The sequence below is a fragment of the Alishewanella tabrizica genome (assembly GCF_014652375.1).
Taxonomy (GTDB): domain Bacteria; phylum Pseudomonadota; class Gammaproteobacteria; order Enterobacterales; family Alteromonadaceae; genus Alishewanella; species Alishewanella tabrizica.
In genome coordinates this window covers 397,029-416,163 of sequence record NZ_BMYR01000002.1, presented here as the reverse complement: position 1 = coordinate 416,163, position 19,135 = coordinate 397,029, and the positions used below count along the sequence as shown (strand labels likewise).

At 42.1% G+C, this 19,135-nt stretch carries 18 protein-coding genes and 1 tRNA gene; 7 read left to right on the top strand and 12 right to left on the bottom strand.

The features are described from left to right. The first annotated feature begins 294 nt into the window (after positions 1 to 294). A complete protein-coding gene (locus IE070_RS04140) occupies positions 295 to 549 on the top strand; it encodes a hypothetical protein (protein ID WP_189480742.1) in 255 nt (84 codons plus the stop codon). A 793-nt stretch (positions 550 to 1,342) separates the two neighbouring features. Here IE070_RS04140 and IE070_RS04135 read toward each other — a convergent pair. The 5 genes from IE070_RS04135 to IE070_RS04115 form a co-directional block, all read right to left on the bottom strand. Then, positions 1,343 to 1,428, bottom strand: a tRNA-Leu gene (locus tag IE070_RS04135). Positions 1,429 to 1,564: 136 nt separating this feature from the next. Then, the gene (locus IE070_RS04130) at positions 1,565 to 2,512 is read right to left on the bottom strand and encodes an isopenicillin N synthase family dioxygenase (RefSeq protein WP_189480740.1); all 948 of its coding nucleotides are present in this window, start codon (positions 2,510 to 2,512) and stop codon (positions 1,565 to 1,567) included. Positions 2,513 to 2,528: 16 nt separating this feature from the next. Beyond that, positions 2,529 to 3,737, bottom strand: a complete 1,209-nt coding sequence (locus IE070_RS04125; protein WP_189480738.1) for a NupC/NupG family nucleoside CNT transporter — start codon at positions 3,735 to 3,737, stop codon at positions 2,529 to 2,531. Positions 3,738 to 3,755: 18 nt separating this feature from the next. Continuing rightward, a complete protein-coding gene (gene udk, locus IE070_RS04120) occupies positions 3,756 to 4,388 on the bottom strand; it encodes a uridine kinase (protein WP_189480736.1) in 633 nt (210 codons plus the stop codon). A 114-nt stretch (positions 4,389 to 4,502) separates the two neighbouring features. After that, complete coding sequence (locus IE070_RS04115) at positions 4,503 to 7,649, bottom strand: TonB-dependent receptor (protein WP_189480735.1); 3,147 nt, start codon at positions 7,647 to 7,649, stop codon at positions 4,503 to 4,505. 410 nt (positions 7,650 to 8,059) lie between these two features. On the opposite strand from IE070_RS04115, the gene IE070_RS04110 reads away from it, so the two are divergent. Then, positions 8,060 to 9,244 carry an endonuclease/exonuclease/phosphatase family protein gene (locus IE070_RS04110; RefSeq protein ID WP_189480733.1) on the top strand — a complete coding sequence of 395 codons (1,185 nt, stop codon included), beginning with the start codon at positions 8,060 to 8,062 and terminating at the stop codon, positions 9,242 to 9,244. A gap of 110 nt (positions 9,245 to 9,354) precedes the next feature. Here the strand turns inward: IE070_RS04110 and rlmM are convergent, their stop codons facing one another. The 6 genes from rlmM to mutY are packed head-to-tail and all read right to left on the bottom strand — an operon-like array spanning position 9,355 to position 13,727. Beyond that, positions 9,355 to 10,437, bottom strand: a complete 1,083-nt coding sequence (gene rlmM, locus IE070_RS04105; RefSeq protein WP_189480731.1) for a 23S rRNA (cytidine(2498)-2'-O)-methyltransferase RlmM — start codon at positions 10,435 to 10,437, stop codon at positions 9,355 to 9,357. Position 10,438: 1 nt separating this feature from the next. Further along, positions 10,439 to 10,804, bottom strand: coding sequence for a DUF423 domain-containing protein (locus tag IE070_RS04100; protein WP_189480729.1), 366 nt, complete (start codon positions 10,802 to 10,804; stop codon positions 10,439 to 10,441). Next, the gene (locus IE070_RS04095; RefSeq protein WP_229796913.1) at positions 10,782 to 11,399 is read right to left on the bottom strand and encodes an alpha/beta family hydrolase; all 618 of its coding nucleotides are present in this window, start codon (positions 11,397 to 11,399) and stop codon (positions 10,782 to 10,784) included. The genes IE070_RS04100 and IE070_RS04095 overlap by 23 nt, the downstream gene beginning before the upstream one ends. Before the next feature lies 1 nt (position 11,400). Further along, complete coding sequence (locus IE070_RS04090; protein WP_189480725.1) at positions 11,401 to 12,339, bottom strand: transcriptional regulator GcvA; 939 nt, start codon at positions 12,337 to 12,339, stop codon at positions 11,401 to 11,403. Positions 12,340 to 12,387: 48 nt separating this feature from the next. Further along, positions 12,388 to 12,657 (bottom strand): oxidative damage protection protein, encoded by a 270-nt coding sequence (locus tag IE070_RS04085; protein ID WP_189480723.1) that lies wholly within the window; start codon positions 12,655 to 12,657, stop codon positions 12,388 to 12,390. Between the two features lie 11 nt (positions 12,658 to 12,668). Beyond that, entirely contained in the window at positions 12,669 to 13,727 is a 1,059-nt protein-coding gene (gene mutY, locus IE070_RS04080; protein ID WP_189480721.1) for an A/G-specific adenine glycosylase, read from the bottom strand. Positions 13,728 to 13,956: 229 nt separating this feature from the next. Between mutY and trmB the strand changes: the two genes are divergently transcribed. The 3 genes from trmB to IE070_RS04065 are packed head-to-tail and all read left to right on the top strand — an operon-like array spanning position 13,957 to position 16,069. Further along, a complete protein-coding gene (gene trmB / locus IE070_RS04075; RefSeq protein WP_189480719.1) occupies positions 13,957 to 14,694 on the top strand; it encodes a tRNA (guanosine(46)-N7)-methyltransferase TrmB in 738 nt (245 codons plus the stop codon). Next, complete coding sequence (locus tag IE070_RS04070) at positions 14,694 to 15,701, top strand: methyltransferase (RefSeq protein WP_189480717.1); 1,008 nt, start codon at positions 14,694 to 14,696, stop codon at positions 15,699 to 15,701. Before trmB ends, IE070_RS04070 begins: the two co-directional genes overlap by 1 nt. 50 nt (positions 15,702 to 15,751) lie before the next feature. Next, positions 15,752 to 16,069, top strand: coding sequence for a hypothetical protein (locus tag IE070_RS04065; RefSeq protein ID WP_189480715.1), 318 nt, complete (start codon positions 15,752 to 15,754; stop codon positions 16,067 to 16,069). Between the two features lie 10 nt (positions 16,070 to 16,079). Here IE070_RS04065 and IE070_RS04060 read toward each other — a convergent pair whose 3' ends face one another. Beyond that, positions 16,080 to 16,478 carry a DUF3293 domain-containing protein gene (locus IE070_RS04060; RefSeq protein ID WP_189480713.1) on the bottom strand — a complete coding sequence of 133 codons (399 nt, stop codon included), beginning with the start codon at positions 16,476 to 16,478 and terminating at the stop codon, positions 16,080 to 16,082. A 125-nt stretch (positions 16,479 to 16,603) separates the two neighbouring features. Here IE070_RS04060 and IE070_RS04055 point away from each other — a divergent pair, with 125 nt between their 5' ends. Continuing rightward, complete coding sequence (locus tag IE070_RS04055) at positions 16,604 to 18,241, top strand: sensor histidine kinase (RefSeq protein WP_229796912.1); 1,638 nt, start codon at positions 16,604 to 16,606, stop codon at positions 18,239 to 18,241. A gap of 179 nt (positions 18,242 to 18,420) precedes the next feature. Beyond that, a complete protein-coding gene (gene arcA / locus IE070_RS04050) occupies positions 18,421 to 19,128 on the top strand; it encodes a two-component system response regulator ArcA (RefSeq protein WP_189480711.1) in 708 nt (235 codons plus the stop codon). Positions 19,129 to 19,135 lie beyond the last annotated feature (7 nt).

The following is a 19,135-nucleotide window of genomic DNA, read 5'->3' as shown; positions in this document are numbered from 1 at the left end:
TGCCCACACAGATAATTGATTGCTAATTGTTAAAGAGCGTGCTTTGAACTTCAAAGCGGGAGGCGTATATTACACTTCCCAGATTTTAAGTCAAGCGTGAGGAAGATTCTTTTTTAAGACACTTCGTCACGTTCGACTTTATTTTTACTTCACTTCGCTTTTCGAGGCTTTCGTTAGCACCCTGAAGCGAGGCGGCCATTTTAGTGATTTTAAACTTGCTGTCAAGCGTCTTTTTAAAAGATTTTTGCAACTCGCTTTATCACTCGGCTACTGCTATGTTTCTGGTGAAGCGCAGTGCCTCGTGGCATGGCGCGCATTATAGGGCGTTTTAGAAATGGTGCAATAGTAATTATCAGAATTTCTTTAAAACCCACACCAACCGCACAAAAAGCAACCGAAACGCACATTTTAACGACAAAAGCTCATGCTTATAGTTCTATTAAGGCTATTTTATGGTTAAACACCATCATAAATAAAAGCCTTCTGCCCTACGTTGTACCTTATACAGTTGATATACCGTTAGCTCGAGTTAAACCATATCAATCTTAAACTCTCCCCTCTTTATCTGTAGCCAAAATATCAGTAGCCAAAATTATTGTCGCTATAACCAGTCTTAAAAGGATGGCTCCATAATTATCGCTGTTTATATGATGGGAGAGAAACTGGCGTTCATGGGAGTGAAACTCGTAAGTTAAGTTCGTAAGTTAAGTTCGTAAGTTAAGTTCGTATGTTAAGTCATACTGCAGCTTTGACAATAGTGGGTATATAGTAGTTTACGATAGCGCTTGAATTTCATGGTCTGATCTTGTTATAGCAATTCTTGTTATGGCACTAATAGCTACCTTTATTAACTATCAATTTTTGCGCTCCAATCCTTAAGAGCCAATAGATGATAACTGCTATTGTAGTTATCCCCTCTTACTATGCCCTGCCATTTCTCAGCTTTGGTTTTATAAAAGAACAATAAGTAATTTAAGCAGCTTTAGGTTTGTTAGCGTCCAAAGAAGAAGTGTATATAAGGAAAGATAGGTAGTTGAAACTTGTTGAGCAGCCGAAGGTTGGTCCCGAAGGGATGCCTGCATGGATTGCAGGTACACAAAATTGCAGGAGCAATTTTGCACAGCTTCAGCTGGCTTTCGAAGCAGGTTTTTACCATGGACGGCAAAACACAAAAATGTAGGGAGCATGTTTGGACAGCCAAAGGCTGGTCCCGAAGGGATGCCGGCATGGATTGCAGGCACACAAAATTGCAGGAGCAATTTTGCACGGCTTCAGCTGGCCTGCGAAGCAGGTTTTTGCCATGGACGGCAAAAACAAAAAAACCGGCCTAGGCCGGTTAATTTGGTGCAGATGGAGAGACTCGAACTCTCACGCCTTTTGAGCACAAACACCTGAAGCTTGCGTGTCTACCAATTCCACCACATCTGCATATATCAAGCAGCTAGTGCTCAATATGGCGTGCAGTATAGCGACTTTAGCAAATCAGTCAACTATGAAATAACACTATTTAACTGGCTAAAGTTTATTTGCCCAAATACTAAACATGTCTTGGGCAATGGGGTAGTTACTTAGCTTTTTTTAATAAACCTATCTCTTCTAAACGCTGCATTAAGTAGTCATTAGAATTAATTGGCTCTGGATAACGATTAGGTTGTTCACTCGATACGCAACTGGCTAACGTTTCAATCACATAATCTGGATTAGGGTGCATAAAAAACGGAATTGAGTAACGAGGCTCACCCGCAGCCATACCGGCAGGATTGATCACGCGATGCGTGGTTGATGGCAATAAGTGATTAGTCAAACGTTGCAACATATCACCAATATTCACCACGATAGTGCCTTCAATAGTAGTTACAGGTAACCAACTACCATCACGACGAAGAATTTCAAGTCCGGCTTCATTTGATCCGACTAACAGCGTAATCAAATTAATGTCTTCATGCTGACCAGCGCGAATAGATTGCGTAGACGTGTCTTTTATCGGCGGATAATGAATAGGACGTAATATGGAATTACCATAATTCACTTTATCTGCGAAATACGTCTGTTCTTGACCAAGAAATAACGCAAGCGCTTCTAAAACCCGGTTACCCAACTTTTCCAGTTCGGTATACAAGTGATAAGTTGCCGCTTTAAATTCAGGCACCTCTGTTGGCCAAACATTTGGGTACAAACTTGGGTGAGGTGCGGGACCATCCAACTCGCGACCAACATGCCAGAACTCTTTTAGATCAGGATGATTTGAGTCTTTTGCTTTTTCTACCCCAATACCCGTGTAACCACGTGCGCCACCCTGACCAGGTTGAGCATAACGCGCTTTCACATCATGAGGTAAAGCAAAAAATTGTTTAATTGCTTTATATGTATTCTCTACCACTTCATCAGGAATACCATGGCCACTAATGCCACAAAATCCAAATTCAGTGTAGGCCTTGCCAATTTCGGCAACAAAGTTATCTTTGTCGGTGGCAAACCGTCTTATATCTAACGTTGGTACATGCTGTGTCATATAAAAGACCTGTTTTTTAGCCTAAGTAAAAAAAGAACCCTGCTATCGCAGCGCTCATTAAGTTCGCTAATGTTGCAGCAAGTAAGGCTTTTAACCCTAACTCAGCAATATCAGCGCGGCGACTTGGAGCCATACCGCCCAAACCACCTAATAAAATGGCAATAGAAGAAAAGTTAGCAAATCCACATAAGGCAATAGTAACAATTACCTGCGTGTGTGCACTTAACTGATCTCGTACTTCCACAAAGTCGAGGTATGCGACAAATTCATTAATAACCAACTTCTGACCAATAAAGCTCCCCGCTGCACGGGCTTCATCCCAAGATACACCCAGAATAAAAGCTAAAGGCTGAAACACATAACCAAAGATGAGTTGTAACGTTAAATCGTCTTTACCAAACCAGCCGCCGATACCACCCACGATACCGTTAACCAAGGCAATTAATCCAACAAAGGCAAGTAGCATCGCACCAACGTTTAGTGCCAGTTGCATACCGCTTGATGCACCAGCAGCAGCAGCATCAATTAAGTTTGTATGTGGTTTTTCTCCACCAATTTCAGTTAATTCGTTTTTAGGCGTTTCGGTCTCAGGCAAGATCATCTTTGCCATTAAGAAACCACCTGGTGCAGCCATAAAGCTGGCCGCAATCAAGTACTTTAACTCAACCCCTAAACCGGCATATCCGGCTAAGACGGAACCAGCAACAGAAGCCAATCCTCCCACCATTACGGCAAAAAGTTCGGAACGCGTCATAGTCGGAATAAAAGGCCTAACAATTAATGGAGCTTCAGTTTGCCCAACAAAGATATTTGCAGCGGCTGACATCGACTCAGGACGACTTGTCCCCAATAATTTCTGTAGCCCACCACCGATTAAACGAATAACCCATGTCATGAGTCCAACGTGATATAAAACGGCGATTAAAGAAGAAAAGAAAATAATGATCGTTAAAACATGTATGGCAAAAATAAAGCCTTGAGAGAAATTCCCAAGATCGCCAAATAAGAACAAAATACCCGCATTGGCATAACTTATTACACTCGCCACCACTTGCGAGACGTTATACAAAACATCTTGTCCAAAAGGAACATAAAGGACGAATGCACCAATAGCGATTTGGATGGCAAAGGCGCCACCTACCGTTCGCCAATTTATCCGGCTTCGATTTGCTGACGCTGCATAAGCGACTAATAACAGGGCAACGATGCCCACTAATCCCATCATAGGTGTCTTCCCAGGTTATTATTCTGCCAAGAGCTGGCGAATTTTTGCTTTTATAATATCGATTGCGATTTGATTTTTACCGCCACGGGTAACCACTAAATCGGCATATTGTTTGGAGGGCGCTATAAATTCAAAAAATGCCGGACGTACCGTACTTTCGTATTGCTCCGTAACCGAGGCTAAACTTCGGCCACGATCTTCTAGATCCCTTTTAATTCGGCGTAATAAACAGATATCAAGAGGTGTATCCATAAACACCGTGATATCAAACTCGTTACGAAGCTTTTCATCAGTCAAGAGTAAAATACCCTCTACTAAGATCACTTTCGCCGACTGTACTTTAATGGTTTCTTCTAAGCGGGTATGTAACTTATAACTGTACTGCGGCATGGCGATATTTTGGCCAGCACGCAATATCTTTAAATGTTCAACTAATAATTCGTGCTCAAACGCAGAAGGATGATCATAATTCGTAAGGATACGTTGTTCAAAAGACAAATGACTTTGATCACGGTAATAGGCATCTTCTGACAAAATAGCAATACGCTCGCCGCCAAGCTCCGCCACCAGCTCTTGATAAACTGTTGATGCAAATAAACTTTTACCCGAGGCTGACGCACCCGCGATAGCGATAATGGTATTTTTACCCATAAAAAAGCCTACTAAATTTTAAATAGTGGGCGATTATCGCTAATATCGTGACGATTAGGAATAAAAAAATAAAAAATGCCCACATTATGTGGGCATTTGATTTGCAGATGTAAATTAGAACTTGTAACTTACACCAATTTTTATACGCCAAGCTGATTCTATGTTCCTAAAAGCTTGGGGCTCAGTAGTTCTTGCTGTGGGTGCAGAATAAACGTACTGATTATTAGCTGCATCATATGAAACGTTTGCTATACGCTGGTAACTAGGAAATTCAGTTTCCCATGCTCTACCCGCGCTACTATCGAGTAGATTCAGCAAGTTTTTAATTTCAAGGTAGACAGAACCTTTATGTCCTTCCATAAAACCTGGTACTTGTTGTTCAAATTTAAAATCTAAGCTGTTGGTATAACGGCCTGATTCGGTATTTCTAGGCATAATTTGGCCAGCATACTTATCAAGACCTGCAGCCACAAAATTATCCCAACCAAAACTACCATTATAACGTACGTTTGTATCATTGGGGCCTGTTGGAATATATGGTAAATAACCATTACGATCATCACTACCACCATTACTATTGTTATCACCAAACGCACTACCTGGACCAACAGTCCAGCTGTATGGACGACCTGATCTGCGTTCACCGTAAAGAGTGAAAGTAGAATCGTATCCAGCGAAAAATTCTTGACTGTAAATCATTGTGAAGTTGAAACGATGTTTAATTTCGAAGCCAGCGGTACCAACTGTTGATGTATTCCGATCTATGGCAGCATAACGTGAAAAATTAGATGCGGCCTGAGCAGAGGTACCTGAAGATAAATCTTTAACATTCTGATGTGCATAACCAAAACGTAAAGATAAGTTATCAAATTTAGTTGCAGCACCTAACGCATAGATATTACTACGACCGCCATCACCGTTTACAAATAGGATATCGTTGCGATTTGGTACACCAGATGCTAAAACGCCAGTATAGATATTTCGACCATCAGGTCCTTTTACTATCTGGAAATTTTCACGGTGTAAGTCTTTCCATATAACATCGCGATCTTTATTTGAATGAATATATTCAGCTGTCAAATCCCAATTACCATATCCAGATTCTAATAGGTAATCTACTGCTAAGTTATATTTCCATTCTGATGGCAACTTAAAATTTGGGTCTACGGCGTTAACATTACCATCACCCGGATTTAATGATTGTTTTACCGAGTCAGGAACATTAGCAAAATCAACATTTACTTGATTCGCGGTAGCACTGCCCGGTGCTTGAACTAAAATAACTCCATCATTTGAGAAACTATTTGCAATCCAAACATTAGGACGTCCACCGCCAAAACGTCCTAAGCCACCACGAATAACAGTATTGTCCAAACCACTCCAATTAAAGCCAAAACGAGGCATCAGCAAATCTTTACCGTCCATGTTTTCAGTATTAACTATACCGTAACGCTGTTGAAAATTCGTATTCAAACGAGGAACACTATCAGAACTATAACGCTCATAACGCAAACCAAAATCCAGTCTTAAATCATAGTCAAACAAATCCCAGCTGTCCTGCAAAAATAGTGCATCAGTACCCAATTTGAAAGCAGCAGCTGCGTCCTGAGGATTTAATGTAAAGGCATTTTGATAACTAAAACCCGTTGAAGCTTTTTGCTGAAAACGGTCAAAACCATTAACAGTTATAACACCATTTGAGATGGTATTATGAAATTGCCAGGTACCTTTACTGTTTGGGACAAACAGATTGTATACATCAAGCTTCTCGTGTTCCCAACCAAAACTAATTGTATGGTCATTTAATAAATATTCACCAGCCAATCTAAATTGAAACAAATCGTTGGTAAGTTCATTGGCGTGCCGGAACGTGTCAGGACCAAACACAACTCGACCAGATGGCATATCTACCTGTACCTGACCATAAGTGTTACCACGCAAAGGGTCTTGACCAACTTCTACATCTTTCCATGAAACTTTGATTTCTGTACTGAAAGAGTCGGACCAATCAGAATATAAATGGCCTGCATAAGCCACTAAGTCTTGCTGATTTTTATAAAAGTTAGTGTCTAACGAAATTTGCCGAGCATTAGAGCCAGCGCCAGCACTTATAGCGTTGCTCTTAGTGTTTTGATAAGTAAACGAAAAACGATGACTGTCGTTAATATTCCAATCTAACTTGGCAAGTAACTTTTTGTCTTCTAAATCATCGTTAATATCCCACTGACCTGCATCAACACCGTATAAATCTCTTGCTAAACGGACTACTGTATCAATATCAGCCTGTGTTACGCTTGCCGAGTTAGCGGCATTTGAACCTTGAGGACCACGTAGAGTATTGTATGGCTCGGTAAAGTCCTCATAGGCGGCAAAGAAAAATAGTTTATCTTGGATAATGGCACCGCCAAGACTAACGCCCCAAACGGTACGTTCAAAATCATTTAAACCAACTTTATCACGACCAGGAGCACCAGATTTTCCAGATAATGAATCGTCCATATACTCATAGAAAAAAGACCCAGACAATTCATTTGTGCCGGATTTAGTTACAGCATTAATACCTGCACCGGTAAAACCACCCGATTTAACAGTAAAAGGTGCTGTGCTTACAGTAATTTGATCCAATGCTGACATTGGAATTGGTGAGCGTTGTGTTGGATAACCGTTATCGTTTAAACCAAAGTCATCATCCTGACGCACACCATCGACAGTCAAACTATTGTATCTAGGATTTGCTCCAGCCACTGTCATTGAAGAATTATTATCACCAAGCACTACAACTAACGGGTCTTGTTTTATAACATCTTTTAAATCACGCTCAAACAGAGGCATACTATTAATGTCGGCAGCATTGTAAGTGGTTGAAGTTCCCATCTTACCCGCATTTAAAAAACTGATAGAAGAACCCGTAACAGCAATACGCTCAATACTACTACTTTCTAACTCAGCATTTAAACGAAAGGTTTCACCTAACGATAGGTACACATTATCAAATTCTCTAGTGCCCTGCTCACTGATAATAGAGATTCTGTAAGGACCACCAACCCGTAACCCACTACTTACGAAAGCACCAGACTCATTAGTGGTAGCAGAAGAACGAGTATTTGAAGGTAAGTGTAAGATTTCAACTCGGGCATTGGCTGCTGCTTGCCCTTGTGCAGTAACAACGTTACCGCGAATAGAAGAGGCAGTATCTGCAAACGCTATATTACTTACGCCTAACGCGAGAGTAACAGCCATCGCTAAATGTTTAATTTTCATATCGTTTTCACCTGGTAGTTGTGAGTTCTAAGCTAAATCCGATTTAGTTATTTACTGAGATTGCTTTCAATCTGGTACAGAGACTAAACGATAAATATTTCATTTTCGTTACAGACACCAAATCACAGGAACTTTTAAGTTCTTTTATTGTCAAAGCCAACCCGTCATACAAGTGTAACATGACTGATTTGTGATGCGAATAAGTTGACCATAAATCGGTTAAAAAATATCGAATCACAGCAAAATAGGAACAGTTTTAACTTATTTCGCTGCGAAACGCCTTAAACGTTAACAGCCCACTCACTATATTGCTTTAGGATCTTATTTATGGGTTCTGCTGTTGTTAGCTAGATTTTGTTATTAGTGATGGTTATGCTGAAAACCTCTTTTAATTCGGTTTAAAACACTTTATGTCAGCACGATTACTCAGTACGCTTATTGTCATACTACTTAGCATGTTTATCCCAACACTCATGGCAAAACAGATCACCGTAGCTACATTTAACGTCAGTATGGAAGCTGAAAATTACCTCGCGCGCGGCGAACGCGGTAATAATCAGGTATTACCCACTATTTTGGCTGAAGGGCAACACCCTCAAGTAAAAAATATCGCAGCCATTATCCAACGTGTTAGGCCAGACATTTTACTGCTAAATGAATTTGATTATATTGACGATCCTAAGCTGGGTATTGAAGCTTTTATTAGAAATTATTTGAATAAAGCACAAACCGGATCGCAAGCTATTGATTACCCATACTATTACTACAACACTGTGAATACAGGCCAACCCAGTCCTTTTGATTTGGATAATGATGGTGAGGCGTCAGGGGTGGGAGCGGATGCATGGGGTTATGGTTTTTATCCTGGTCAATATGGCATGGTATTATTATCTCGTTATCCCATAGCAGTGGATAACGTTAGAACATTTCAGCACTTTAAGTGGCAAGATATGCCGAATCATCTTATCACCACCAAAGCAGATGGTAGTCCTTGGCACAGTAAAGAGGCTTGGCAACAATTTCCGCTATCATCTAAATCTCATTGGGATATTCCAGTAAATATTAACGGCCAGACTGTTCATATTTTAGCTAGCCACCCTACCCCTCCGGTATTTGATGGCCCCGAGAATCGTAACGGCAAACGTAACCATGATGAAATCCGTTTCTGGGCCGATTACTTAACGCCGCACAAAGCAGCTTATATTTACGATGATAACGGCCAAAAAGGCGGCTTAGCAGAAAACGCTCACTTTGTGCTGCTCGGCGATCAGAACGCTTCAGCGGATAACGAAGGCAATGCCTTAAATAGTGGGATTAACATGCTGTACAACCATCCTCGAATTAACAACAGCATGCCACCCGCTAGCCAAGGCGGTGCAGAACACACTCCGGATAACCCGAAAGCGGCATTTCATACGGCTGTCTGGCGGATGCGTGCTGACTATGCATTGCCGTCAAAAGCGGGCTTGGTGTTAAAAGACAGCGGCGTATTTTGGCCAGTAAAAACCGATCCTCTTTACCCGCTTGTTGGTTCACGAGACGCCAGTTCGGATCATCGTCTGGTATGGGTAACTGTAGAATTACGCGCTGACTAATTCAGCGCGCTTTTCCCTATTCTACTTTTCCAAGGCCAGTTTTCCTGCACTGTTTGTTCTACTGCACAACTGGCCCAGCGTTTCGCTGTGAAGCCACACTGATCAGCTGATTAGAAACGTTGTACCAGATTTTGTATGTGTACCGTAACTTCTTCCCTGTCATGGTATAAATGTTTTGCCTGAAGCTGGTATTTGATACCGGAATCAACCAGCCGCTGTTCAAGTTGCTGCAAAATATCTGTTACCGTTTCAAAGCGCTTTTTCATTGGTAATTTAAGATTAAAAATAGTTTCCTGACACCAGCCATTTATAAGCCAATCAGCAACTCGCTCAGCCACCCGTTGTGGTTGCTCTATCATGTCGCAAACCAGCCAATGGTTATTCTTTTTCTGTGGCTCATACTTAAAGCCATCCACCATTAAATGGCGCACCTGACCGGTTTCCATTAATGACTCAGCCATAGGACCGTTATCAATAGCAGTGACCATCATACTGCGTTTTACCAGCTGATAAGTCCAGCCACCTGGGCTAGCGCCAAGATCTACCGCATTCATGCCACCAGACAAGCGTTTATCCCACTCATCTTTAGGAATAAACTGTATAAAAGCTTCTTCAAGTTTTAAGGTACTGCGACTTGGTGCTTCGTTAGGAAACTTCAGCCGCATAATGCCGTTTTCGAGCGGACTATTGTTCTCCGGATACGACAAGCCGACGTAACCCTGCTGACCCGTTAATAAAAACAAATGTAACACCGGTGCCCGTTTTTGCTCTTTTGGCAATAACACCCCAGCCTGTCGTAATGCCTGGCGCAGCGGCACTGTAAGTTTGCGTGCCAGAGTGGATAAGGTTTTCCCGTCATTCGTTTCCGGATACTCTACTCTTATTTCACCACAACTACTGAGTTCAGCGCTAAGCGCAGCGGCAATTACTGGTGCTATCCGATCTGCCGGCGGCAACTCAAGCAGGTCGGCAAGTAACAGGCTCCACTGGCGGATAAAGATAAACTGTTCAAATGGATAGTCACGATAAAACTGCGCTAAGCTATCGGCATCGTAAGCTTCAAAAATAACGTAGGCGCTATCAGCACTTAACTTGCAGTAACCAAACACATTATGCAAAGAGGCTTTATGCTGAATTTCCGCAGCACACTCTTTTTCAAAACCGGCGCGACAATAAAGTAGTAATTGTTTCATATTAATTCCTGCGCCAGAGAGCTATTGCCAACACCAGCCAACCTAAAATAAAACTTTGGCCCCCATAGGGAGCTAAAGCAGAGAAATAAAACGGTAACTGAAGCGCTCCCGCGAGTAAGGTATAACAAAACAGCCAAATGCCTAGATGCCACAATAATGCTGTAGCAATAAATAAACGCCCCACGTTCGGTAATGTCAGCAGCGCGATACAATGAAATGCAAGTAAACCCAAAGCAGCAAGCATCCGCGCACTTGCTTCAGCATCTAAATTTGTTTGCCACACATGCATAAACGCAGCAGCTAAGCCAACAACAATCGCACCGTAAAGCGCGGCTATGACACCGCTAAGTTTTCGAAATAATTGCATCTATAGATTCACTTGTTATCAAAGCCGCTTGCGCTATGAGTTGTGCTTGATTAACACCGCTACGCTGAAGCGGTTTAAAGTCATGATCGGCAGTGGTTAACCACTGCAACGTTACCTTTGGCCAAAGGTGAGCTTCAACCTCAAGCCGATGACCAAAAGGATCGCGCTCACCTTGTATAATACACAAGGGCATGGACAAATTCGAAAAATGCGCAATTCGCCACTGCGTTTTTTTGGGCGGGTGAAAAGGATAGCCGTAAGCGAATACCCCCTGCACCCGCCGAGCCGATTGCATTTGAATATCGGGTTCAAGTGCCGCCCACAACGACGCAATACGTCCCCCCATCGATTTACCACCGATAAACAATGGCAAGTCTCCTGGTAGGGTTGACAACACCGAACTAAGCTCGGGCACTAGCAATGCCGCTTTGGGTGCAGGACGCTTGCTACCCGAAATTTCGCGCTGTTGCATATAGGCAAAATCAAACAAGCTAACCTGAATGTTATGCTCTGTTAACGCCAACGTTAATTGTTGCATAAAAGGGCTTTGCGTCGATGCGCCTGCGCCATGCATCAACAACAGTTGTGCTTTCATGTTAGTCATCTAAGGCAACAGCATTGGTAAACTGTTGTTCAGCAAAATCAGCTTGCTCAGCTAATACCATCTCTAGCATCCATTGCCGAAAAGCCGTGATCTTACCCAGTTCTGTTTGGCTTTCTCTACACACCAGATAATACGAGTCTTTACTAATTAACACATGATTAAACGGCACAATTAAACGACCTGACGTAATATCAGGTCTAGCTAACACATTATGGGCTAACGCAACACCTTGACCATGGATCGCGGCTTGCAACACCATGGAAGAATGGCTAAATATAGGCCCTTGATTCACATTGAAACTTTTAAAGCCTTGCGAGGTAAACCATGCTTTCCATGCCCGCCTTGAGCCATCATGCAATAAATTATGAAAACGTAAATCGGTGGGTTCTTGTAATGGCTTACTACTCGATAACAACAGCGGCGAACATACTGGTAGTAAGTATTCCGTGTGTAGTTTATCCGCATGCAAATTACGCCAGCTGCCGCGTCCATAGTATATTGCGACATCTACATCGTCGGTCAAGGAACCTTCATCTAAGTCTACCGCTTTGATACGTACATCAATATCCGGATGTTGCTCACTAAATTGGTTTAAACGCGGCACCAGCCATTGAATGGCAAAACTTGGCTGCAAACTTACGGTTAATGATCCTTTAGCTCCCCGCGCCAGCAGCTTTTCAGTCGCCTCATGCAGTTGCAAAAAAATCTCTTTAATATCCAGAAAATAACTCTGCCCTTCTTCAGTAAGCAACAAAGCACGATTTTTTCGCATAAACAGCTTTAACCCTAAATGATCTTCTAGGGCTTTAATTTGATGGCTGATCGCGGCTTGTGTAACATACATTTCTTCGGCAGCCTTAGTAAAACTAAGATGCCTAGCAGCAGTTTCAAACGCTTTAAGCGCATTCAGTGGTGGCAAGCGACGAGCCATAAGAATCCAGTAATAAGTATCGATCAGTAAGTTTGAACTGCTTACAGCTTAAGATTGTGGCTTATACCCTTCAATTTCAACGTCTTGTCCATGAAACAAAAAGGCTTCCATTTGTGCTTCAAGCAATTGACGATGCTCTAAATTCATCATGTTTAATTTCTTTTCATTAATCAGCATGACTTGTTTGGTTTGCCACTGCGCCCAAGCCTCTTTACTAATATTATCAAACACTTTCTTACCTAACTCTCCAGGATAAAATTGAAAATCCAAGCCAGGAGCTTCTTTTTTTAAAAATTGACAATACACGTTACGGCTCATGGTAAAAGTCCTTAATCTATAATTGGTGCAGTGAGTTGCGTGAAAAGCGATTTTGCGGGCGCAGATAATCCCACTTCGGGTATGGCAGATATTGTAAACCAACTTGCTGCCGATTGCTCCTGTACTATCTCCGGTAATATATCCAATTCAACAATCAAAGGCTGGATCCATAAATGAAAATGACTAAAAGTATGGCGAAACGCTGGCAGTTCTTGTTGTCGAGTGTATTTAATCTGTTGAATTAACAAATACGCGTCACGCTCACGGGGGGTGTCAAACTCCAGAAAGCCATATAAGCCCCCCCACAAACCAGAACTGGGTCGCTGTGTTAAATATACGTGCTGCTGAAAACGTAACAGCAACCAGTAGCTTTGACGTTCTGGCAGGGATTTTTTTGGCTTTTTACCAGGATACTGCACCTGTTCGCCACGTAACGCCGCGACACAATGCAATTTTAACGGACATTCACTGCAACGTGGTTTACTTCTGCTACATAACGATGCGCCCAAATCCATCATAGCTTGATTAAATTCAGCAACCGTTTCCTTGGGCGTTACCTGTTCTGCGAGATGCCATAACGTTTGCTCCACGTTTTTTTCACCTGGCCAGCCATTAACTGCCGCAAAACGCGCTAATACGCGCTTACAATTACCATCTAAAATAGGGTAATGTTGCCCTAGCGATAAAGAAAGTATAGCACCCGCGGTAGAACGACCGATCCCAGGGAGCGCCAAGACATCGGCAAATTGTGTTGGAAAAACACCTGCAAACTTCTCAACAATTATTTTAGCGGCTTTATGTAAGTTCCGTGCTCGAGCGTAATAGCCTAAACCGGTCCATAAGTGCAGAACATCATCAATAGGGGCATCAGCCAAAGAAGCCACATCAGGAAAACGACTTATAAAACGTTGAAAATAAGGAATAACAGTTGCTACTTGTGTTTGCTGCAACATCACTTCAGAAAGCCATGTTTTATATGGGCTTTTTTCTATTTGCCAGGGTAATGTTTTGCGGCCATAAATTCGGTACCAATTTACTAATTGTTCGCTAAACCAACTTGCGTTTTGCAAAATATATTGCTCCTACAATCTTAGGGGGAATGAAAGCCGGCAAGCGCAACACTGGCGTATTGCGCTATGGTAGCAGATAGCGTGTATTTTATTAGGTTGAGCTAAGCTGCTAATCCAAGGATATACCCGTCGTATTTCTAAATGCACGGGTGTTGGCTGCGCCCGTCCACGTGCATTTGGAAATTCATTGGGTATAATACGCCGCTATTTTACTACATTGGAGCAGAGCATGAACACAGAGGCCAATACGCCAACAGATAATTCGCCAGAAGACGACACTACAGCCACGCCCTATCTGCGACGGATCCGTTCTTTTGTGCTGCGTGAAGGGCGTTTAACCAAAGGCCAACAACATGCTCTGGAAAACTTTTGGTCTGACTACGGTATTGATTACCAAAACGCACCTTTGGATTTAAACCACGTTTTTGGCCGCCAAGCGCCACGCGTTCTGGAAATTGGTTTTGGTATGGGTAAATCATTGGTTGCCATGGCTAAAGCCGCACCAGAACACGATTTTATTGGTATTGAAGTGCATCGCCCCGGTGTCGGCGCTTGTTTGTCAGAAGCAGAAGCAAACCAGGTTACAAATTTAAAAGTTTTTGAACATGATGCGGTAGAAGTGCTGGATCATATGATCCCTGAGCAAAGCTTAGCTACTGTGCAGTTATTTTTCCCTGATCCTTGGCATAAAAAACGTCATCATAAAAGACGCATAGTACAACCCGACTTTGTGCAGGCGCTACGAACTAAGCTCGAAATAGGGGGTGTTTTTCATATGGCTACCGATTGGCAACATTATGCCGAGCATATGCTAGACGTTATGCAAGCCGCTGAAGGTTTTGAAAATCTTTCGCCGAGCAACGATTATGTTGAGCGTCCCGACCATAGACCACTCACAAAGTTTGAACAACGCGGCCAGAAGCTTGGGCATGGTGTTTGGGATTTAATGTTTAAAAGGATCCGTTAATGCTTGCCAATACCAGCCAACTTATTATGCGCAATCTTGCCGATTTAAACGGCAAGGTACTTTTTGTTGAGCCTGAAGCGGATCAACTGGCTCGTCAGTTGCCAGCGCTTAACACAGTAAGTTGCTTTACTACCGATGCCGCCGTAAAAGCACAATGGCAGCAAGCCGGTGCGACAGTTTACTTTAGCACGCAACCCCACTTTACCGAACAGTTTGATACTGTCGTCGTTTTTTACCCAAAGAGTAAAGAACAACTTACCGGTACCTTATCGCTTATACATTCAGCATTAACCGCAGAAGCGAATATCTTCGTGGTTGGCGATAATAAAGGGGGTATAAAAAGCTTGGTTGCTCATGCCGAAAAAATTGGTCTGCATGCGCACAAGCTCGATAATGCAAAACATTGTTTGTGGTTTTCGTTAACAGGCGATTTATCAACGCAATTACCCTCAGCGTTTAGCACGTTTTCCCTGACTTTTTCGCAGCAATCGTTAACCATTTGTTCATTACCTGGGGTATTTAACCATGGTAAGCTGGATAAAGGCACCGCATTATTACTGCAGCATTTAGGTCATATTCACGACGGCAAAGTGCTTGATTTTGCCTGTGGCGCGGGAATTATTGGCGCATATTTAAAACAACAAGCGCCCAAAATAGATCTCTACTGCTCTGATATCAGCGCCTTAGCTGTTGCTGCGACCACAGCAACGCTTCAGGCAAATAACTTAACTGGCAAGGTGATTGCCGCTGACGGACTGCCCACAGAGCCTACTTTATTTAAGCATATTGTGAGTAATCCGCCTTTTCATACGGGCATAAAAACGGATTACAGTATTAGTGAGACTTTTATTGCGCAAAGTGTACAACGTTTGCAATCAGGCGGCAGTTTGACACTGGTCGCGAACAATCATTTAGCCTATCAAACCTTGTTGGAGCAGGCTTTTGGCAAAGTCACTATTCTTGCCAGAGCACAGGGTTTTATTATATACCGAGCTATAAAAGCTTAATTATTATTGCGGGCTTAGCAATATCACGCGCAGCGTCGAGGAAAACGTTTATGCTTCGAGTACTTTTAATAATTTTTATGACACTTATTTTAAGTACTCCGGCTGCTATTGCCCGTGACAATGTGGCATGTATTCAAGCAGAAAATCGAACAAAAGCCTGCCCTCATCAACTTTATCGTGCAATGCAACTACCCGGTATGACGCAACCGGCTTTACGTTGTATCTGTGTCACCGACTTTGCTTCTCTGCTAAAGGCGCCTACATCACCCGAGCAACGTTTAGAACAGCTCCGATTAAAACAACAATTTACTCAACAACTGCAGCACGACATAGAGCCCATACTAGAAGTGCTTAAACGTGAACGCTAAACATCTATGCTTAAGATGGCAGCAAGACCATTCGGCTATGAAATAAACCTAAATTTTCTTCTGGCAGGTTTAACAACACCGGTACCAAAAACAGCTGATTTTGCTCAATCCAAAAAATGGCATTTTGCGCAAATAAGCGTGCAGTGGCTACCGCTTGCGCTTTGTCGCAAAGCACCATCCAACTTTTCTCTTGGACACTTAAATCCGGAGCGGCACCAATTACCGAGCGATAAGGCACGCCTATTTGCAACAAGTGCGCCTGAAGTTTTTTATCCAGTAATTGATTGGAAACGTTGCTGGTGACTAAGCCAGCAGGATTTTGCGCACTAATAATGGCGAAATTTACATGTTCAGCTAACCGCTGATGACACAAGAAGATGCTGCGTTTATAACAATCCCATAGTTCCATGACACACCTACTTTAATCATTTCCTGATTACTATAAACTGGGTTAATAATTTTTCCACTATCCCTTTGCGAAAAAGGTAATATCTGGTTAGCATCATATAATCAATAAAAGGAGCAACGATACGGATGATGAGCCCCACTCGCTCGGCCTCAATGAAAAGCGCATTGATTTGGCTCGTCATGTTAATTTGCAGTATTACCTTGGCGGTGGCATTACTCCTTTCAAATTACCTCAATTACCAACAGCAGCAGCAAAACTTACAAGAGCAACTTTCTGGGTTGTTGGAGATCATTGCGATAAATGCGCAATCGAGCTTGGCGAGTAATAATAAGTTTCGTGAAGAACAACGTTTAAGTGCGCTTAAAAGCATCCCGTTTATTAAAAATGTACATATTTATCAACTGCAACCACAAGATCAGACACTTACTTTTTTTGCCAGCTATAACAAAGCGGACACCGGCCCATTTCCTCCCCAATTCACGCGTGTCAGTGTATTAACTAACCCCGTAAGTAACAAAGATAGCATCGAACAAGCCAAGGCTGTGCAATTCGATAATCAATTATTAGGCTACGTATATTTACGTGCTAGCACAGAGCAATTGCAAGCGGCCCAACGTACTCAAATTCTTATCACAGTATTAATTGCCTTTGCAGCGCTTGCCATAAGTTATTTATTAATTTTAAAATTACAACAACGCTTTACAGCACCATTAAGCACCTTACTGGATTTAGTTCATAAAGTTGCTCGCAGTAAAGATTACCAAGTACGCGCCCCTTCGGCAGAACTTCAAGAATTCAATTTACTGAATCGCGCGTTTAACACTATGATGGATCGCATTGAAAGCCAGCTACATAAGCGTGAACAAGCTGAACATGAGATCACACTATTGAATCAAAGTTTAGAGCACAAAATCCTAGAGCGTACGGCCGCCTTAAAAGAATCAAATCAGGAACTGCTTAATACCCTTGCCACTTTACATAAGTATCAAAACCAAATTGTTGAAACGGAAAAAATGGCCAGCCTCGGTCAAATGGTCGCAGGCATTGCGCATGAGGTGAATACTCCTATTGGTTTAGGCGTAACAGCATCTACCCTGCTCCAAGATAAAGTGCATGATATTGAGAAAGCCTTTGAGCAGAAAAAGCTGACCTCAAGCCAATTAGAACGCTTTCTGGCAGACAGTAAAGAAAACCTGGGTATTATTTATCGTAACTTAGAACGAGCCGCCGGTTTAATCAGCAGCTTTAAACAAGTGGCGGTCGATCAATCTAACGACAGTATGCGGCAATTTAACATGCAACAATTAATTAACGAGGTATTACTGTCACTGCGCCCCAATCTGAAAAAAACCTTACATAAAATTAAAGTCGATTGTCCTACTGCATTAATGATCACCAGTAAGCCTGGGCCAATTAACCAAATTCTTATCAATCTTATTATGAATAGTTTGATCCATGCCTTTGATGAAACAACCACTGGCGAGATAAACATCACCATCGTGCTCGATAATCATCGTTGTTATCTAGATTATAGTGATAATGGCAAAGGGGTTCCGGAGCATATCCGTAAACGTATCTTTGATCCCTTTGTTACTACTCGTAGAGGGGAAGGCGGAAGTGGCCTTGGACTTCATCTAGTCTATAACCTTGTTACTCAAGCACTTAATGGTAAAATTCAATTAGAAAGCCGTTTGGGTGAGGGTATTCAAATCCATATTGACTTTCCTGTCGGTAACGTTAGTCCAACAAAATTAAATAACTAACAACTTGATCTATATAGAATAAAGAACTATTAAAATTAGAAAACTCTAATTGTTAACAAAAATCTTGTTAACAATTGACCCAGTAGTTTATAATTACACGTAATTTGACAAAGCACTGTCAATTTAGCTGTTTTTGACATGCTTAATTTTTTACACTTCTTAAATAAGGTTTAACTCCAATGCAAACACCTGTGATTCTAGTCGTTGAAGATGAAGAAGTTACCCGATTAAATCTGGTAAGTCTGTTCCAGGGAGAAGGTTATGATGTGATCGAAGCCATTAATGGCGATGAGATGCACAGAAAACTGGAGGAAAATCGAGTCAATCTTATCGTAATGGATATTAATTTACCGGGTAAAAATGGCTTGATTTTAGCAAGGGAATTGCGCCAAAAAGAGAATATTGGTTTAATCTTCTTAACTGGCCGCGACACCGAAGTCGATCGTATTCTCGGTTTAGAGATCGGCGCAGATGATTATTTAACTAAACCTTTTAATTCTCGCGAATTAACCATCCGTGCCCGTAATTTATTAGGGCGCACTTCAGCTCAACCTGTGATTGAAGAACATAAAAGTGTACTTAAATTTAATGGTTGGACGCTGGATGAAAACAGTCGTAACTTAACATCGCCCGAGGGCGTTGCACGTCGTTTACCGAAAGGTGAGTATCGTGCTTTACGATTGATGTTAGACACACCAGGTAAAATATTTACCCGCGAACAGTTAATTCGTCATATGACTGGCCGTGATTTACGTCCAAATGATCGCACCGTTGATGTTACCATTCGTCGTATTCGCAAACACTTTGAAACGGATTTAGACAGCCCAGAGCTGATTAGTACGATCCATGGTGAAGGATATCGCTTCGTAGGTAAAATTGATAAGTAACTTCCAA

Coding starts and splice junctions, on each gene's coding strand:
- udk (WP_189480736.1), bottom strand. CDS start 4,388: ATGGGTAAAAATACCATTATCGCTATCGCGGGTGCGTCAGCCTCGGGT.
- IE070_RS04085 (WP_189480723.1), bottom strand. CDS start 12,657: ATGAGCCGTAACGTGTATTGTCAATTTTTAAAAAAAGAAGCTCCTGGC.
- IE070_RS04125 (WP_189480738.1), bottom strand. CDS start 3,737: ATGATGGGATTAGTGGGCATCGTTGCCCTGTTATTAGTCGCTTATGCA.
- IE070_RS04115 (WP_189480735.1), bottom strand. CDS start 7,649: ATGAAAATTAAACATTTAGCGATGGCTGTTACTCTCGCGTTAGGCGTA.
- trmB (WP_189480719.1), top strand. CDS start 13,957: ATGAACACAGAGGCCAATACGCCAACAGATAATTCGCCAGAAGACGAC.
- IE070_RS04100 (WP_189480729.1), bottom strand. CDS start 10,804: ATGCAATTATTTCGAAAACTTAGCGGTGTCATAGCCGCGCTTTACGGT.
- IE070_RS04060 (WP_189480713.1), bottom strand. CDS start 16,478: ATGGAACTATGGGATTGTTATAAACGCAGCATCTTCTTGTGTCATCAG.
- IE070_RS04055 (WP_229796912.1), top strand. CDS start 16,604: ATGATGAGCCCCACTCGCTCGGCCTCAATGAAAAGCGCATTGATTTGG.
- IE070_RS04130 (WP_189480740.1), bottom strand. CDS start 2,512: ATGACACAGCATGTACCAACGTTAGATATAAGACGGTTTGCCACCGAC.
- IE070_RS04095 (WP_229796913.1), bottom strand. CDS start 11,399: ATGAAAGCACAACTGTTGTTGATGCATGGCGCAGGCGCATCGACGCAA.
- arcA (WP_189480711.1), top strand. CDS start 18,421: ATGCAAACACCTGTGATTCTAGTCGTTGAAGATGAAGAAGTTACCCGA.
- IE070_RS04065 (WP_189480715.1), top strand. CDS start 15,752: ATGCTTCGAGTACTTTTAATAATTTTTATGACACTTATTTTAAGTACT.
- IE070_RS04070 (WP_189480717.1), top strand. CDS start 14,694: ATGCTTGCCAATACCAGCCAACTTATTATGCGCAATCTTGCCGATTTA.
- IE070_RS04110 (WP_189480733.1), top strand. CDS start 8,060: ATGTCAGCACGATTACTCAGTACGCTTATTGTCATACTACTTAGCATG.
- IE070_RS04090 (WP_189480725.1), bottom strand. CDS start 12,339: ATGGCTCGTCGCTTGCCACCACTGAATGCGCTTAAAGCGTTTGAAACT.
- rlmM (WP_189480731.1), bottom strand. CDS start 10,437: ATGAAACAATTACTACTTTATTGTCGCGCCGGTTTTGAAAAAGAGTGT.